The organism is Cohnella rhizosphaerae (genome assembly GCF_029525575.1).
GTDB lineage: Bacteria > Bacillota > Bacilli > Paenibacillales > Paenibacillaceae > Cohnella > Cohnella rhizosphaerae.
In genome coordinates, this window is record NZ_JAPDIA010000003.1 from 2481511 (window position 1) to 2497811 (window position 16301).

At 59.6% G+C, this 16301-nt stretch carries 14 protein-coding genes and 4 pseudogenes; 14 read left to right on the top strand and 4 right to left on the bottom strand.

The features are described 5' to 3' along the window. Positions 1-223 precede the first annotated feature (223 nt). From OMP40_RS16605 to OMP40_RS16625, 5 genes and pseudogenes are all read left to right on the top strand, one after another. Complete coding sequence (locus tag OMP40_RS16605) at positions 224-1921, top strand: peptide ABC transporter substrate-binding protein (protein WP_277532853.1); 1698 nt, start codon at positions 224-226, stop codon at positions 1919-1921. A gap of 129 nt (positions 1922-2050) precedes the next feature. After that, positions 2051-2981: pseudogene (locus OMP40_RS16610) on the top strand (ABC transporter permease). Positions 2982-2984: 3 nt separating this feature from the next. Continuing rightward, a complete protein-coding gene (locus OMP40_RS16615; RefSeq protein WP_277532856.1) occupies positions 2985-3899 on the top strand; it encodes an ABC transporter permease in 915 nt (304 codons plus the stop codon). Positions 3900-3912: 13 nt separating this feature from the next. Beyond that, positions 3913-4972 (top strand): annotated as a pseudogene (locus tag OMP40_RS16620) (ABC transporter ATP-binding protein). Beyond that, positions 4939-5901 (top strand): ABC transporter ATP-binding protein, encoded by a 963-nt coding sequence (locus OMP40_RS16625; RefSeq protein WP_277532858.1) that lies wholly within the window; start codon positions 4939-4941, stop codon positions 5899-5901. Before OMP40_RS16620 ends, OMP40_RS16625 begins: the two are co-directional and overlap by 34 nt. 423 nt (positions 5902-6324) lie before the next feature. Here the strand turns inward: OMP40_RS16625 and OMP40_RS16630 are convergent, their stop codons facing one another. Together OMP40_RS16630 and OMP40_RS16635 are read right to left on the bottom strand one after the other, a co-directional pair. Then, positions 6325-6993, bottom strand: a complete 669-nt coding sequence (locus OMP40_RS16630; RefSeq protein WP_277532860.1) for a DUF559 domain-containing protein — start codon at positions 6991-6993, stop codon at positions 6325-6327. A gap of 213 nt (positions 6994-7206) precedes the next feature. After that, entirely contained in the window at positions 7207-8109 is a 903-nt protein-coding gene (locus OMP40_RS16635; RefSeq protein ID WP_277532861.1) for an aldo/keto reductase, read from the bottom strand. 285 nt (positions 8110-8394) lie between these two features. Between OMP40_RS16635 and trhA the strand changes: the two genes are divergently transcribed. The 9 genes and pseudogenes from trhA (at position 8395) to OMP40_RS16675 (ending at position 15082) form a co-directional block, all read left to right on the top strand. Further along, positions 8395-9042, top strand: a complete 648-nt coding sequence (trhA, locus tag OMP40_RS16640) for a PAQR family membrane homeostasis protein TrhA (protein WP_277532863.1) — start codon at positions 8395-8397, stop codon at positions 9040-9042. Positions 9043-9195: 153 nt separating this feature from the next. Beyond that, complete coding sequence (locus tag OMP40_RS16645; protein ID WP_277532864.1) at positions 9196-10032, top strand: sugar phosphate isomerase/epimerase family protein; 837 nt, start codon at positions 9196-9198, stop codon at positions 10030-10032. Positions 10033-10793: 761 nt separating this feature from the next. After that, a pseudogene (locus OMP40_RS16650) lies at positions 10794-10961 on the top strand (AAA family ATPase); the annotation flags it as partial. Between the two features lie 94 nt (positions 10962-11055). Then, on the top strand, positions 11056-11523 hold the full coding sequence (locus OMP40_RS16655) for an AAA family ATPase (protein ID WP_277532866.1): 468 nt from the start codon (positions 11056-11058) through the stop codon (positions 11521-11523). Between the two features lie 101 nt (positions 11524-11624). Next, entirely contained in the window at positions 11625-12914 is a 1290-nt protein-coding gene (locus OMP40_RS16660; RefSeq protein ID WP_277532867.1) for a homocysteine synthase, read from the top strand. A gap of 136 nt (positions 12915-13050) precedes the next feature. Continuing rightward, positions 13051-13506: a metallophosphoesterase gene (locus tag OMP40_RS40190; RefSeq protein ID WP_338131139.1), complete on the top strand. Its 456-nt coding sequence runs from the start codon at positions 13051-13053 to the stop codon at positions 13504-13506. Next, on the top strand, positions 13478-14158 hold the full coding sequence (locus OMP40_RS40195; RefSeq protein WP_338131140.1) for a metallophosphoesterase family protein: 681 nt from the start codon (positions 13478-13480) through the stop codon (positions 14156-14158). Before OMP40_RS40190 ends, OMP40_RS40195 begins: the two co-directional genes overlap by 29 nt. A gap of 173 nt (positions 14159-14331) precedes the next feature. Further along, the gene (locus OMP40_RS16670) at positions 14332-14802 is read left to right on the top strand and encodes a DUF1904 family protein (RefSeq protein ID WP_277532868.1); all 471 of its coding nucleotides are present in this window, start codon (positions 14332-14334) and stop codon (positions 14800-14802) included. 19 nt (positions 14803-14821) lie between these two features. Beyond that, positions 14822-15082, top strand: a complete 261-nt coding sequence (locus OMP40_RS16675; RefSeq protein ID WP_277532870.1) for a DUF1294 domain-containing protein — start codon at positions 14822-14824, stop codon at positions 15080-15082. Positions 15083-15103: 21 nt separating this feature from the next. On the opposite strand, the pseudogene OMP40_RS16680 reads toward OMP40_RS16675, so the two are convergent. Together OMP40_RS16680 and OMP40_RS16685 are read right to left on the bottom strand one after the other, a co-directional pair. Beyond that, positions 15104-15763: pseudogene (locus OMP40_RS16680) on the bottom strand (LCP family protein); the annotation flags it as partial. Positions 15764-15803: 40 nt separating this feature from the next. Beyond that, positions 15804-16106, bottom strand: a complete 303-nt coding sequence (locus tag OMP40_RS16685; protein WP_277532871.1) for a hypothetical protein — start codon at positions 16104-16106, stop codon at positions 15804-15806. Positions 16107-16301 lie beyond the last annotated feature (195 nt).

Sequence of the window (16301 nt, forward strand, 5' to 3'; positions counted from 1 at the left end):
TATCACTTTCCATCGGTAAAGGGAAAACGCGTTAAAGAATAACCGCTTTTATACGCTAAAACACGTAAAAATTATTTCAACGTTTGATTAAAAATTGTGCAAATAATCATAGATTTATTAATAATCTTGCTTTATAATCGCCTAGGAGAGAGAGCAACCGCTAGAAAACTGGAAAAAGTTCATGCGAAATTTGCTCGATCAAAATTCTGGGGGAGGCCAGTACATGAAGACAAGGAAGATTGTGTCAGGTATTCTTACGTTGACGCTGCTCGGCGCTTCGTTGGTTGCTTGCGGCAACAACAATAACAACGCAGGCAGCAGCCCAAGCGCCAGCTCCGGCGCCAGCTCGTCCGCAAGCGCGAGCGCGCCGTCCAGCTCCTCCAAGACCGAACTCGTGATGAACTACCGTGCGGATCCGCCCGCGCTGGACGTATCGATCGCGGAGAGCGCCGCCTCGTTTACGATCCTCGGCGCCGTCAGCGAAGGTCTGTACCGTTTGGATAAAGATTTGCAGCCGCAGCCGGCGCTCGCCGACGGCATGCCGACGATCTCCGAAGACGGCCTGGTCTATACGATCAAGCTGAAGTCCGGACTGACCTGGGCGAACGGCGATCCGCTGACCGCGAAGGACTTCGCCTATTCGTACAAGCGCACCGTCGATCCGCGCACGAAGGCGACTTACGCCTTCATGGTCGCTTGGATCAAGGGCGGCAACGACGTGCTCGCCGCCAAAGACGATGCCGCGATCAAAGCCGCCCAGGACAAGATGGGCGTCGTCGCCAAGGACGACACGACGCTGGAGATTACGCTGGACCACCCGGTTCCGTTCTTCACGTCCCAGCTCGCGTTCCTGAACTTCTACCCGCAGAACGAGAAGTTCGTATCCGCTCAAGGCGACAAGAGCGGCGCGGATGCGGACAAGGTGCTCGGCGCCGGTCCGTTCAAGCTGACGAAGTGGGATCACGAGCAGCAGCTCGTGCTCGAGAAGAACGACAAGTATTGGGATGCCGCCAACGTCAAGCTGACGAAGGTTACGCTGAACATCGTGAAGGATACGGCCACGGGCTTGAACCTGTACGAGACGGGCGCGACCGACTATGCGGACGTCAAGGGCGATCAGATGCTCGCATACGACGGCAAGCCTGACCTGCAAATGAAGAAGGAGCTCGTCACGGGTTACCTGAACTTCCAGGCCACGAAGGTTCCGGCATTCGCCAACGTCAAGGTACGCCAAGCGTTCACGATGGCGATCGACCGCGCAGGCGTAGCCAACCTCGTTCTGAAGAACGGCTCCGTCCCTTCGACCGGCTTCGTGCCGGCCGGCAACCAGGACGGCAACGGCAAGGACTTCCGCACGGTCGTCGGCGACACCGAAGCCGCGTTCGATGCAGCCAAGGCGAAGGAATTGCTGGCCGAAGGCCTCGCAGAATCCGGCCAAAAGCTGCCGAAGCTGTCCATCATCGGCGACGACACCGAGACCGGCAAGAAGATGCTCGAATACCTCGTTTCCCAATGGAAAACGAACCTGGGCGTCGACGTCACGACCGAGCCGCTGCCGCACGCGAACCGTCTGGATCGCGAACTCTCCAAGAACTACCAGATCGTCAGCAGCCTGTGGGGCGCGGATTACAACGATCCGATGACGTGGCTCGACATGTTCCTCACCGGCGGTTCGTTCAACACGCAAGACTGGTCGAACGCCGAATACGACAAGCTGATCAAGGCCGCGCAGCTTGAGACCGACAACGCGAAGCGCGCGGACGAAATGGCGCAAGCCGAGAAGATCCTGCTGAGCGAAGCCGCAGTCACGCCGCTGTACTTCCGTTCCTCGCCGTTCGTCATCAATCCGAAGCTGAAGGATCTGATCCTGCCGCCTTACGGTCCCGATTTCGAACTGAAGTGGGCTCACTTCGAAGGATAAGACAAGCGTCAAGCTCGCTTTACGACTAACGCACCTGGTACAGTCAACGCCAACCATGAGGGAGGCCGTTCTTGAACGGCTTCCTTCATGTGCTTGACGCTTGTAAATCCATTGAAGGGAGGGTTTTCCATGCTGAAGTACACCTTGCGCAGATTTCTTTATATGATCATTACGCTGTGGGTCGTCGTTACCGTTACGTTTTTCCTGATGAAGCTGCTGCCGGGCAATCCGTTCGGCGAGAACGCATCGAAGCTGTCGCCCGAAAATCTGCAGATTTTGCGGGAGCAATATGGCCTGGACAAACCCGTCTGGCAGCAATACTTGAAGTATATGGGACAAGTGGTTCGAGGGGGACCTGGGCGTCTCCTATCAATATCCGACGCGCGAAGTCGTCGAGATCATCAAGCACAATTTCCCGGCATCGCTTGAGCTGGGTATCGAATCATTGATTTTTGCCGTTATCATCGGCCTCTTACTTGGCATTTTCGCGGCGCTGAGGCACAACAAGGCCGGAGACTACACCGCGATGCTCATCGCGATCATCGGCATCTCCGTGCCTTCGTTCGTCATCGGGCCGCTGCTCTCATACTTCGTCGGCGTTAAGCTCGGGTGGCTGCCCCCCGGCTTGTGGAACGGACCGGAGCACCGCGTGCTGCCGGCGCTCGCGCTGTCGTTCGGCACGATCGCGATTCTGGCGCGCATGATGCGGGCATCGATGCTCGACGTCGCCAGCCAGGATTATATCAAGACCGCGAAGTCCAAGGGCATCGGCGGCAACGCGATCGTCTGGAACCATATGATCCGCAACGCCATTTTGCCTGTCGTCACCATTCTCGGTCCGATCGCGGCCAACGTGGTCACGGGTACGCTCGTCGTCGAGACGATCTTCTCCGTGCCGGGGCTCGGCCATCAGTTCGTGCAGTCGATCCTGACGACGGACTACACGATGATCGCAGGTCTTGCGATCTTTTACGCGGCGATACTGATCTTCGTCATGTTCATCACGGATATCGCGTACGGCCTGGTCGATCCGCGGATTCGGTTAGGGAAGGGGAGATAACGAGTGGACAACATCGCCAAGAGCCAATTCGAGCCGGCGGTCAAGTCTGGCGACAGAGAAGCGATTCTTCGCCCTTCCGTCAGTTACTGGCAGGACGCCTGGCGGCGCCTGAAGAAAAACAAGCTGGCCATGGCCGGACTTGTCGTCATGATCGTCGTCACGCTGCTCGCCCTCATCGTGCCGCTTGTGAGCGGCTACGATTACGAGACGCAGAATCCCAGCGCAGTCAATCTTCGCCCGTCGGCGGCCCACTACTTCGGCACCGACGATTTCGGCCGCGATCTGTGGACGCGCGTCTGGTGGGGCGCGCGCATATCTTTGTTCATCGGCATCATGGCCGCGCTGCTCGATCTCGTGATCGGCGTTCTGTACGGTGGCATCTCCGCGTACTTCGGCGGCAAGGTCGACAACTTCATGCAGCGTTTCATCGAAGTCATCTACTCGATCCCGTACCTGCTGCTCTCCATCCTGCTGCTGATGGTGCTCGGGCCGGGCGTATCGACGATTATATTGGCTTATGCCATCACCGGCTGGGTGTCGATGGCCAGACTCGTGCGCGGACAGATGCTCGTGTTAAAGGAGCAAGAGTTCGTATTGGCCGCCAGAGCGCTTGGCGCCAAGCCTTTTCGCATTATCCTTAAGCATCTCATTCCGAACGCGCTCGGCGTTATCGTCGTTCAAATCACGTTCGTCGTGCCGACCGCCATATTCGCCGAAGCCTTCCTGAGCTTCATCGGCCTCGGCATCAAGCCGCCGCTGGCATCGCTGGGCAACCTGCTGAGCGACGGCGCCGCCTATATGCGCTATCATCCGCACCGTCTCGTATTCCCGACCATCGTGTTCAGCTTGATCCTGCTGAGCTTCAACCTGCTCGGCGACGGCCTGCGGGACGCGCTCGATCCGAAGATGAGAAAATAAGGAGGAGAGTCCGATGAGCACGCCTCTATTGGATGTGAACAACCTGCGCGTATCGTTCAAGATGCATGCGGGCGAGGTACAAGCGGTTCGCGGCGTCTCCTTTAGATTGGATAAAGGCGAAGTGCTCGCGATCGTGGGAGAATCGGGCAGCGGCAAGTCCGTCACGGCGCAGACGATCATGCGTCTGACGCCGACGCCGCCCAGCTATATTAAAGAAGGCTCGATCGTATACGAAGGCAAGACCGATATTACCAAGCTGAGCGAGTCCCAGATGGGCAAGGTTCGCGGCGCCGAGATGGGCATGATCTTCCAGGACCCGATGACGTCGCTGAACCCGACGATGACCGTCGGCATGCAGATCGCCGAAGGCATCCGCAAGCACGAGAAGCTGTCGAAGAGCGCGGCGCTCGCAAGGGCGATCGAGCTGCTGAAGCTCGTCGGCATGTCGAATCCGGAAGGCCGCATCCATCAATATCCACATGAGCTGTCCGGCGGTATGCGCCAGCGCGTCATGATCGCGATCGCGCTGGCCTGCCATCCGAAGCTGCTGATCGCCGACGAGCCGACGACCGCGCTCGACGTGACGATCCAGGCGCAGATCATGGACGTCATGCGCGACGTGCAGGAGAAGACCGGCACGTCCATCATTTTGATCACGCACGATCTCGGCGTCGTCGCCGAGCTTGCGCAGCGCGTGATCGTCATGTACGCAGGGCAGGTGGCCGAACAGGGCAGCCTGCACGATATCTTTTATAATCCTCGTCATCCTTATACCTGGGGACTGTTGAAGTCGGTGCCTCGCCTCGACAGCGACAAAAAAAAGCGAGCTGTCGTCCATCCCCGGCACGCCGCCGGATTTGTACGCACCGCCTAAGGGCTGCGCGTTCGCGGCGCGCTGTCCGTACGCGATGAAGGTGTGCACGGACAACGATCCGCCGCAGTTCGAGATCGACGGACCGGCTCATACGGCCAAGTGCTGGCTGAACCATCCGGACGCCCCCAAGGTAGACAGGCCGATCGAGGCAGGGGGGTGCCGCACATGTCTAACGCAAACGCGCCTATTCTCGAATTGACGGATCTGCGCAAGCATTTTCATCTGTCCGGCGGCCGCGTGCTGAAGGCCGTGGACGGACTGAACTTCAACGTGCGCCGCGGCGAGACGTTCGGGCTCGTCGGCGAGTCCGGCTGCGGCAAGTCGACCGCCGGCCGCACGATCATGCAGCTGTACGAGCCGACGTCCGGCAGCATCAAGTTCGACGGCCGCGACGTGAGCAAGCTCACGAAGTCGGAGCGGATCAAGTTCACCAAGGAAATGCAAATGGTGTTCCAGGACCCGTACGCGTCGCTAAATCCGCGGATGACCGTCGGCAAGATCATCGGCGAAGGCCTTGAGATTCACGGGCTGGCTTCCGGCCGCAAGCGCACGGAACGCGTCGCCGAGCTATTGGACGCCGTCGGCCTGAACGAGGAGCATGCGAACCGTTTCCCGCACGAATTTTCCGGCGGCCAGCGCCAGCGGATCGGCATCGCGCGCGCGCTCGCCATCGAGCCGAAGTTCATCGTGGCCGACGAACCGATCTCCGCGCTCGACGTATCGGTGCAGGCCCAGGTCGTCAACCTGTTCAAGAAGCTGCAGCGCGAGCGCGACCTGACCTATCTGTTCATCGCGCACGACCTGGCGATGGTCAAGCACATCTCGGACCGCATCGGCGTCATGTACCTGGGCAAGCTGGTCGAGGTCGCCGATTCGGACGAGCTCAACGAAAACCCGCTGCACCCGTACACGCAGTCGCTGCTGTCCGCGATCCCGCTGCCCGATCCCGAGCAGCAGAAGTCGCGCGAGCGCATCATCCTGAAGGGCGAGATCCCGAGCCCGCTCAATCCGCCGAGCGGCTGCCCGTTCCGCACGCGCTGCCCGCACGCGATGGACATCTGCGCCAAGACGATGCCCGAGTTCAAAGAGATTAAGCCGGAGCACTACGTCGCCTGTCACCTCTATTAATAAGTAATCGCAAGACCCGCGCCGGAGGATACGCCTCCGGCGTTTTTTTTGCCAGTAGCCCGGCACCCCCGGCAACCCCGGCACCCCCGGCAACCCCCGGCAACCCCCGGCAACCCCGGCAACCCCGGCAACCCCATCAAGCCTGGCACCCCCGGGGCAATTTAACACCGTTCCCAGTGACGCCAATTCAGATAAGTGTCAAAAAGCATTTAATTCTGCCTTACGCGATAAATCTCGCCGAATAAGAGTCAAAAGGCAGTTAATTCTCCAAAAGCGACTCCCTACTCGGATATTCCGCTGAAATAACTGCCTTTTAACAACTATCAAAGCTTGCCCCCCCCTTGAGCCGCCGAAATAACAGCCTTTTAACAACTAATCAGCTACTCTCGACGATATCCGCTCCATAGGCCGGCGAATACTGCGTCATAACAACCTCCAGGCCGCTTCCGTTGCTTCGTATCGTACGATCCGGCTTTCTTTCGGTCCGCGTACTTCCGTGAATAACCCGGCTTTACATAAGGCGTTCAGCGCCCGAAGCGCTGTCCGGTGACCGATTCGAAAATGCTGTACGATATCGACGGGGCGTAGGGAATTTGGAAGCGTGGCGGCCATTCGAATAATTTCGCGTTCCAGCAGCTTGTCCATACCGAGGTGAGAAGATTGCGCCTGGAAGCGGCTCAGCAACAATCGCAGCAGCGTCACGCACAGCTCCGGCCTCGCGGCCACGTCGTCGTAAGCGAAGCTGACAACCTGATAGCCCATGGCGGTCAGGAAGGTCTCGCGGTTGAGCTCGTTGCAGTACTTCTGCCGGTCCATGTCCCGTACGTGCGGGCCGAAGCCCTTGATCTCGATGACCAGCTTGACGGCCGGCCCGATCCATACAAAATCGCAAAAGTACGACAAGCCGCGCCAATCTCTCACCTCGTACTCCGGATGCAGCCCGTCGAAGTGACCGTGCAGCTTCCACCATACGTTTTTACAAAACAACTTTTCCGCTTCACGATGCCCGCGCTCGAGTCTGCCTCTTCGCTCGCCCGATCTCGCAGACAGATGCTGCGCGATAAAGGCTTCGTGCGCCTGCTCGAATCCCATCGACTCCAACCTCCCGTTCTAAATAAAAACGCCCCGTCGGCAATCCCCGAAGGGAATGCTGGCGGGACGTTCTTCGTCTCGATAGTTACATTATAGAGGGGGGAGGCGCATGCCGGCAACCCGAGATTGGACACATTCGTCAATTCTTGCTGCTATAATCTGCCGTTCCGCAGCTCCTGCTTGTCTACGGTGCTACTGCCGGTCTGCTGTCGCCTACTTCAACCCCGCCCAAGCCGGCTCCTGAACCTCCAGCCAGCGATTGCGGATGTCGAGGATCTCGCGATCGGGCAGCTTGCCCTTGGCCGCGTAGCCGATGTTTTGGCGGAAATGCGACAGGTTGGTCGTACCCACGATGGCCGTGTCCACGTAAGGGACCGAGAGCACAAAACGGAGCGCCTTCTCGGCGATGGCGTCGGAGTCGTTTTTCAGAAACGGGTAGTTCAGCTTCTCCAGCCGCTCGATATAAGGGTCGGGCGCATTCTCCAGCCCTTGGCGCACCCACACCGCGTTGGCGATCGGACGCTTCGCGATGATGCCCATGTCGCGCTTGGCCGCCTCGCTCACGGTGAGCTGCAGCGCCTCTTGATCGGCGATGTTGATCGACGTCTCGAGCGCGTCGAAGACGCCGGTATTTACCGCGTACAGCGCATCCGTGCTGTCGCCGCTGTAGCCGATATAACGCGTCAGGCCTTCGCGCTTCAGGTCGCGCAGCGCCTCGATCAGGTCGCCCTGGCGGAGTACGGCTTCCGAGCAGCTATGGATCATCATGAGGTCGACATAATCGGTCCGCAAATCCCGCAGCGTGCGCTCGATGCTGGGCCGCACGTTGCGAACGTCCCAATCCGGGTAAGGAAGACCGACGCTCTCGCCCTCGCCGAGCTTGCTGAAAATATAGTATTCGCTGCGGCGGCTCGAGACGAGCTGACCGATCAGGCTTTCGCTGCGCTTGTAGCTTGATGCGGAATCCAGCACGTTGACGCCCTCGTCGAGCAGCGCGTTGAGCAGATCGCCGACCTCGCGGTCGGTCGCCTTCGAGCTGTCCATGCCGATCTCGGCGCTGCCGAAGCCGAGGACGGACACCTTCATGTCGGTTTTGCCGAATTTACGCGTCTCCAAATTCCATTCCCTCCTATTGAGTCGATTCGCTTAAGCTTGCTACCCCTTTGTACCCCTGGATGCCCCGTCTCACGCATATTCGGAAGGAACACAACGCCCGGCGCCGTGCGCTCACCTCTGGGCGGGTCCGCGCATATGTTGAATGCAGAAGCGCCGCCTGGACGCCGCTCCCCCTCCAAGCGTTTCCCTTAATCGACTATTTGACCTAAGAAGCGCGGTTTCGTTTTTTAAAGAGCCGATGTTAAAATAGAAGGAGCTAGTCCGCATTCGGAAGGAGATCTGAAGATGGCGAACACCTACGTGTACACACGCAGAGAAGAAGTGGCCAACGCCATTACCCACGGATTGGGCGCGGTGCTCAGCGTATCGGCGCTAACGATTCTGATCGTTTACGCGAGCTTGTACGGGACCGCCTGGCATGTGGCGAGCTTCGCGATCTACGGTACGACCATGCTCCTGTTGTATACGGCTTCGACGCTCGTTCACGCGCTCCAAGAGGGCAAGCTGAAGGATCTGTTCGAGACCTTCGACCACTCGTGCATCTATTTGTTCATCGCCGGCACCTACACGCCGATTCTGTTGACCGTGCTCCGCAGCCCGCTGGGCTGGACGTTGTTCGGACTCGTCTGGGGGCTCGCGATCGGCGGGGTCATTTTCAAAGCGTTTTTTACGAAAAAGTTCCTTTACTTGTCCACGCTGGTCTACATTCTGATGGGCTGGATGATCGTGTTCGCATGGGGACCGCTCACTGAGGCGCTGTCGACGGGAGGGATGCAGCTGCTCATCGGCGGCGGACTGCTCTATACGATCGGCGCGATCTTCTACGTGTGGCGCGGCTTTCCCTACCATCACGCGATCTGGCATCTCTTCGTGCTCGGCGGCTCGATCGCGCATTTTTTCGCCATTCTGCTGTTCGTTCTGCGGATCTACTGATATTTCCCCGGAAATGGGTCGCCAAATGGGTCGCCGGCGCTTGGGCCAACAATGCCCGAGCGCCGTTTTTGCTGCGAGCGGTTTGGAATACGCTTTCCGCGTTTAATTAGGGGTATGCGGTTTAACCATGCTCGTCGGGGGGGAGCGATCAGGATGAAGCATCATATCAATAGCTGGACTTTTGAAAATTGGATGGGTCCGTTGACGTACGTAGAGTGGGATGCTGATGCATCGGCGCTGACGACGAGCGTAGAGGTACATCCCGAGCGGCTCGGGCTGGCCGAGCTGATCGCCCGGCTCGGCGCCGAAGGATACGGCGGTATCGAGCTCGCTTATCCGCATCTCAAGGACCGTTCGACGGAGGGACTGGCCGAAATAAGGCGGATCTCGGCGCTTGCGGGGGTGGAGCTGAACTCCCTGCTGCTCGACTTCGGCGATCCGGGCACGAACGATGCGGCCAGGCGCGACGCGGAAATGGCGCTGTACCGCGAATGGATCGACGCGGCCGCCGAAGCCGGCTTTCGCCGCGTCCGCGTCGGCGCGGGGGACGGCGACGACGAAGCGTCGTTCGTCCGGGCCGCCGAATCGCTTGCGCTGTTGTCGGCATATGCGGGGCATGCCGGCGTCCGGGTCGTCACGGAAAATCTCGGCGTTTCGCTGAGCACCTCCGACCGGGTGCTGCGCATGCTCGAAAAGACGGGCGGCAGCGTCGGGCTTACGGCCGACTTCGGCAATTTCAAGCAGGACAAGTATCGCCAGCTTGAAGCGATTCTCCCGCATGCCGAGACCGTTCACGCCAAGGCGAGGGAGGACGGGCCCGGACGGCTGGATTCCATGGACTTCAGGCGATGCGTCGAGCTTGCCGGGCAGGCCGGCTACGAGGGGCCGCTCTCGCTTACCTATCTGGGCGACGGCGATCCTTGGTCCGCGCTCGCCGAGATGCGCGAGCTGGCTGGACTCAAGCCGGCGGCAGCCCCCAGACTGCTATAGCGCCTGCTTCGCCGTTATCGCCGACGAACTTCATACTTGCAAGACCGCATCCTGCCCGCGCGCTTCTTCTATAGGAGTCGCATTCGTGCGCGTCTTGAACGACCGCGGGCCTGCGCCTGCGGTTTTTTGCTACGATACGACGCAGTCGTATTCCCGCATACCTTACAACCAAGGAGGAGATTGGCATGCAAACAGGACAGACCGCCTTACAGACGCCGGCATTCGTCGCTTCGTACGATTATCGCGCCCAGGAAGGGACGGAGCGCTACTTCGATTATGCGAGGACCGTCGCGAGAATCGCCGGCTTGCTCTCGGACCGCTTCGGTTGCGAGTTCAAGCTTTACGACCAGGCGGATCAAGGAGACGTATGGGACGGCTTGGCCGAAGACATCGAGTCGGATTATCCGGGACTCGTTCACGTTGCAGCCGTCTTCGACCTTGTCGAATCCCGCCAAATCTCTTTTCAGCCGAAGCTCGGCGAGACGAACTACCGGATGCGTCCGTCGGTCCGCAACAATCTGTTCGCTTATCCCGAATATCGCGTCGCGCTGGTTCGGATGCCGATGCTCGTCCATTTGGGACTGCTCTCGACCGAGGACTTGATTTTCGCGCCAGACGACGAGCAGCTTATCTCCTGTCTTCAGGCCATGCAGCTGCGGCGTACGGAGGAGCGCAACATGCACGTCTACACCGACACGCGCGAAGGCCTCCAGCATTGCCGCGAGCCGATCTCCCAGGCGATATCCCGGGATGAAGTAGTGATGGACGAGACGCTCAAGCAGCAGATCTTCCGTTCCGTCGACGAATTTTTCGGCGGCGACCGGACGTTTTTCGAGCAGTACCAGATTCCGTACAAGCGGGGCATCCTGCTCTACGGCAAGCCGGGCAACGGCAAGACGACGCTCGTCAAATCGATCGCCGGAAGCGTCGAGTCGCCGGTCTTTTACTGGCAAATTACCGAGTATACGAACAGCGAATCGATTCGCGAAGTATTCGCCGCAAGCCGTCAAGCAGGCGCCTTCGGTGCTCGTCATCGAAGACATCGATTCGATGCCCGATTCGTGCCGGTCGTTTTTTCTGAACATTTTGGACGGCGCGACGGCCAAGGAAGGCGTATTCCTGATCGGAACGACCAATTATCCGCAAAAAATCGATACCGCGCTAATTAATCGAGCAGGCCGGTTCGATCGCGCGTACGAGGTCAAGCTGCCGGACGAGTCGCTCCGCCTGTCTTACCTGCGCCGCAAGGGGCTGCCCGAATTGGCCGGAGAAGAGCAGGCCGTCCAAGCGGCGCAGCGTACCCAGGGATTTTCGCTCGCGCAGCTCAACGAGCTGTACGTATCCGCGGCCCTGCAGAAGCGGTATGACGACCATATCGATCTGGAGCAGCTGGTGCTCGGTCTGCGCAGCGATCTGGACAAAGGGCGCAAGCGGGATTGGCTGAACGGCACGGACTGGGGCGGTGCTTCCAATCGCATTGGATTCCAATAAAAATACTAGGAAATAAGAAAGAGCTTGCAGGAATTTAGCGATAAGAATCGAATTGATACATTGTCGAATCTTACCAAGTTTCCGAGGAGCTGACCTTACTCATGTCCGAGCATCAATATCAACCCGAAACGCTGGCGGTCCATGCCGGCCAACAGATCGATCCGACGACGCTATCGCGGGCCGTGCCGATCTATCAAACCTCGTCCTACGGCTTCCGCGACGCGGAGCATGCAGCGAACCTGTTCGCGCTTAAGGAATTCGGCAACATCTACACGCGGCTCATGAATCCGACCTCGGACGTGTTCGAAAACCGCATCGCGGCGCTCGAAGGCGGCGCAGCCGCGCTTGCGACGGCTTCCGGCCAGGCGGCGATCACCTATTCGATCTTGAACATCGCCGGCGTAGGCGACGAAGTCGTATCGTCCTCGACGTTGTACGGCGGCACGTATAATCTTTTCTCCACGACGCTGCCCAAGCTGGGCGTCAACGTCAAGTTCGTCGATGCGTCCGATCCCGAGAACTTCCGCGCGGCCATCACGGACAAGACGAAGGCGCTGTACGCCGAGACGATCGGCAACCCCAAGGGCGACGTGCTCGACATCGAAGCGGTCGCGAAGATCGCGCACGAGAACGGCATTCCGCTGATCGTGGACAATACGTTCCCGAGCCCGTACCTGCTGCGTCCGATCGAGTGGGGCGCGGATATCGTCGTACATTCGGCCACGAAGTTCATCGGCGGCCACGGCACCTCGATCGGCGGCGTCATCGTCGACGGCGGCAAGTTCGATTGGGCGGCCAGCGGCAAGTTCCCCGGACTCACGACGCCGGACCCGAGCTATCACGGCGTCGTCTACAGCGAGGCGGTCGGGCCGATCGCCTACATCATCAAGGCGCGCGTGCAGCTGATGCGGGACATGGGCGCCGCGATCTCGCCGTTTAACTCGTTCCTGCTGCTGCAAGGCCTCGAGACGCTGCACCTGCGCATGGAGCGCCACAGCTCGAATGCGCTTGAGGTAGCGCGCTATCTGGAGAATCACCCGCATGTGGAGTGGGTCAGCTACACCGGCCTGCCAAGCCACGAATCGTACGAGCTCGCCAAGAAGTACCTGCCCAAAGGCCAGGGCGCGATCCTGACGTTCGGCATCAAGGGCGGCGTCGAAGCGGGCAAAAAGGTGATCTCGAGCGTCAAGCTGCTGTCTCACCTGGCGAACGTCGGCGACTCCAAGTCGCTGATCATCCACCCGGCCAGCACGACGCACCAGCAGCTTTCCGAAGAGCAGCAAAACGCGAGCGGCGTCAGTCCGAACCTGATCCGCCTGTCGATCGGCACCGAATCGATCGTCGATATTCTGGCGGATCTCGGCCAGGCGATCGAAGCGAGCCAACAGTAATTTTAGCGATAGCTTATAGCGATTACGGATGAGAGACGATCTCTGCGGCCGACCGGGCCGCGGAGGTCGTTTTCCGTTACGCGGGGGAATATATATGGGTAGGCCGTGCGATCGGCGAACGGAAGGCGGTCCGCAAATGGAGAGCAAGCTTCGGTTCCGCAAAGACGGAACGTTTAAAATCGTGCAATTCACCGATTTGCACTGGCAGAACGGCGAGGCGGAGGATCTGCGGACGCGGCGGCTGATGGAACGGGCGTTAAGCGAAGAAAAGCCGGACCTGGTCGTCTTTACCGGCGACATCGTCTTCAGTCTCGGCTGCCGGGATCCGTACGCGTCCGTCGCGCAAGCCGTGGCGGCCGTGGCGGAGAGCGGGACGCCGTGGGCGGCCGTTTTCGGCAATCACGACAGCGAAGGCGACGTCTCGCGCGGCCGGCTGATGGAGACGCTGACCCGGCAGCGGGGATGCCTGGCGAGCGCCGGGCCCGAAGCGGTGCACGGTGTCGGCAACTATGCGCTTACGATCGGCGGGCCGAACGGCGAGAAGCGTCACGCGCTCTATTTTTTTGGACTCCGGCAGCTATTCCGAGCTTGAGCGGATTCCAGGCTACGATTGGATTCGCGAGAGTCAGATCGACTGGTTCAGGGAAAAAGCCTCCGCGTTACCCGCTAAGGGCGCTCCGCCGCTGCCCTCGCTCGTCTTTTTTCACATTCCGCTGCCCGAGTACAAGGAGGTCTGGCGAACGCGCCGGTGCGACGGACGCCGGTTCGAGGATATTTCGTGCCCCAAGCTTAATTCGGGCCTGTTCGCGGCGCTGGTCGAAGCGGGCGGAGTGCTCGGCACGTTTTGCGGACACGATCATATCAACGATTTTGAAGGGACGCTGCACGGCATTCGGCTGACTTACGGGCGATCGACGGGGTATCATACTTATGGCAGACTGGGGTTCAAACGGGGGGGCAAGAGTGATCGAATTGCAGGAGGAAGGCGCGCGGTACGAGACCTGGATCAGGCTGGCCGGCGGGCGGAAGCTGTCCGCGCCGAGAATCCACAAGCCTCGCGGGAAGCGGCGGTAAAAAAAGGGATCAGCGCCCTCGCTTGTGCCCGGCATGCGGCAGAAGGAGCGGCGCTGATCGGCCTTCTTATTCGGTTGGACTTGGGTATACGGCTTGCGGACCCACTCGCTCCGCAGCGCTTCGGGATTCAGCTTGCCTTCGCGCACGGCTTTGCGCCTCGCTTTTTTTGAACCTGACATTCCCATTCGGGAACACCTCCATCAGTCGGGATTGAACTCGATTGTATCGCATCCTACCGTGCCGGGCAATAGGCCGGGGGAGCGCATGGACGTGCGGACTCGCTCTCTCTGCGCGTTACGGACTATAATAGAGAGAAAGATAGAGCGAGGAGAGCTGCTTCATTATGCCCCATTTATACTTTAGAGGCTTGACCGTCGAACTGGTTCAGGCCTTCGGCGAATCGCTGGAGAACGAACTGTCGGCGATCATCGGCTGCGAGCCGGGCGATCTCATGCTGGAGGTCGTCCATACGACCTGCGTAGCCGGAGGCCGGGTCGCGCCGTCTTACCCTTTTGTCGAGGTCGCCTGGTTCGAGCGCGGACGGGAGATCCGCGACGCGGTCGCCCGCTGCCTGGACAGGCATATTCGCGGCAGCGGCGTGTGGGAAGCGGAGGTCGCCTTCCGCAGCTATCGGCCGGCCGACTATTACGCGAACGGCGAGCCGTTCGGCGCCGATCCCGCGGAGGCGGAGCTGGATGCGCTTCGCGCGGACAACGCCAGGCTGAAGGACGATCTGGCCCGCGCCCGCAAAGCTTCGGCCGCGGCGGCCGCAGGATCGATGTCGACCCGCTTGCGGGACGCGCTGCGAGAATAGCCGACCGGGAGGTGCATACATGCTCGTTTTTTATTACTTGCTGGCAGTCAACCTGATCTCCTTTATCGTCATGGGTTACGACAAGACGAAGGCGATGCACAAGGAACGGCGCGTGCCGGAGAAGCGGCTGTTCCTGATCGCGACGATCGGCGGCGCGCTTGGGATGCTGCTCGGCATGCGCTTTTTCCGCCACAAAACAAAGCACCGCTCCTTCACGGCGGGCATTCCTGCCCTGCTCGTGCTGAACGCGGTGCTGGTGATGGTGTGGTTCGGTCGTTGATCTGGCCGCGAGGCGGGGAGGTTATCTGGCGTCGTCCGGATCCGGGGACGGATCGAGACCGACGACGTCGGCCAGCTTCAGGTCGCTTGGCTCGTGAATGCCTGCCTCTGCGCGCAGGGCATCGAGCGCTCGCTCGAGATCGTCTTCCTTGACGATGATATAAGGGCTCTCCCAACGGCTTTCGAGCGGCAGCACGTTCAGCTTATCCGGCTTCATTTCCTTCACGTTGTAAATGTAATCTCGCAGGATCGATTCGGGAATGTCGGTCTGCACGTTTTTGCCGAGCAGGTCGAGCACTTTGCCCCACTGGAGCATGCCCTGGAACGAAGCGAGCTTCTCGGTGAGCTGGCTCAGCACCTGCTGCTGGCGGGCGTTGCGGGCGATATCCGAGGATTCGCCGGTGCCGCGGTTCGACTTGCGGTAACGAACGAAGTCGAGCGCCTTGGCGCCGTCGAGATGCTGATAGCCTTTTTTCAGATCGATGTTCGTGCCGTCGGCGTTGTCCACGTAGCGCATATCCATATCGACGTCGACGTCGACGCCGCCGACAGCGTCCACCAGCTTGCGCAGGCCGTCGAAGTTGATCATGATCATATAGTCGATGGGGAAGTCGAACAGGTCGCCGTAAAATTCCTTCGTGTTCTCCATCGCCGTATCTTTGTCTTTGTTGTAGAAATAGGCGTAGTAGTAATTGGCCTTGTGGGAGCCTAGGTCCTCCGGCTTAAGCTGAAGGTCGCGGGGGGAGGGAGATCAGGCTGGCCGAATTGGTCTGCGGATTCAGGCTGCCGAGCATCAGAACGTCGGTGTTGAGCGTGCCGCCGCTGCCTTCTCTGCGGTCGATGCCGGCCAAAAGGAAGGTGACGGGCTTCTTGATCAGCGTGCTGTCGCTCGCATAGTCCGCATCCTCCTGCCGCTCGCCGGCTGCGCCGGACGCCGAGGCGGACGGGGGAGGGAGAAGGAGCGGGCTCGTTGCCGGCCATGAGGTTGATGGCGTGGTTCGCTTTATATACCAGGTATCCCGCATAGCTGCCGACGATGACGACGAGGGCGCCGACGACGATCCCCGCGTACTTTAACGTTTTGCGCACCCAAGCGCGTTTTTTTTCAGGCGTGTTCATTTGAGTCCTCCGCTTGATTTAAAATTAAAAAATGAAGGCAACCCTTTCTATTTTAGGGCATTCGCCCTAAGAGTAAAGAAAGAAATTCCACATTATTTGAC

Excerpts from the sequence above, each read along its gene's own strand:
- OMP40_RS16605 (WP_277532853.1), top strand. The coding sequence starts at position 224 with ATGAAGACAAGGAAGATTGTGTCAGGTATTCTTACGTTGACGCTGCTC.
- OMP40_RS16625 (WP_277532858.1), top strand. The coding sequence starts at position 4,939 with ATGTCTAACGCAAACGCGCCTATTCTCGAATTGACGGATCTGCGCAAG.
- OMP40_RS16630 (WP_277532860.1), bottom strand. The coding sequence starts at position 6,993 with ATGGGATTCGAGCAGGCGCACGAAGCCTTTATCGCGCAGCATCTGTCT.
- trhA (WP_277532863.1), top strand. The coding sequence starts at position 8,395 with ATGGCGAACACCTACGTGTACACACGCAGAGAAGAAGTGGCCAACGCC.
- OMP40_RS16645 (WP_277532864.1), top strand. The coding sequence starts at position 9,196 with ATGAAGCATCATATCAATAGCTGGACTTTTGAAAATTGGATGGGTCCG.
- OMP40_RS16660 (WP_277532867.1), top strand. The coding sequence starts at position 11,625 with ATGTCCGAGCATCAATATCAACCCGAAACGCTGGCGGTCCATGCCGGC.
- OMP40_RS40190 (WP_338131139.1), top strand. The coding sequence starts at position 13,051 with ATGGAGAGCAAGCTTCGGTTCCGCAAAGACGGAACGTTTAAAATCGTG.
- OMP40_RS16670 (WP_277532868.1), top strand. The coding sequence starts at position 14,332 with ATGCCCCATTTATACTTTAGAGGCTTGACCGTCGAACTGGTTCAGGCC.
- OMP40_RS16675 (WP_277532870.1), top strand. The coding sequence starts at position 14,822 with ATGCTCGTTTTTTATTACTTGCTGGCAGTCAACCTGATCTCCTTTATC.
- OMP40_RS16685 (WP_277532871.1), bottom strand. The coding sequence starts at position 16,106 with ATGCGGGATACCTGGTATATAAAGCGAACCACGCCATCAACCTCATGG.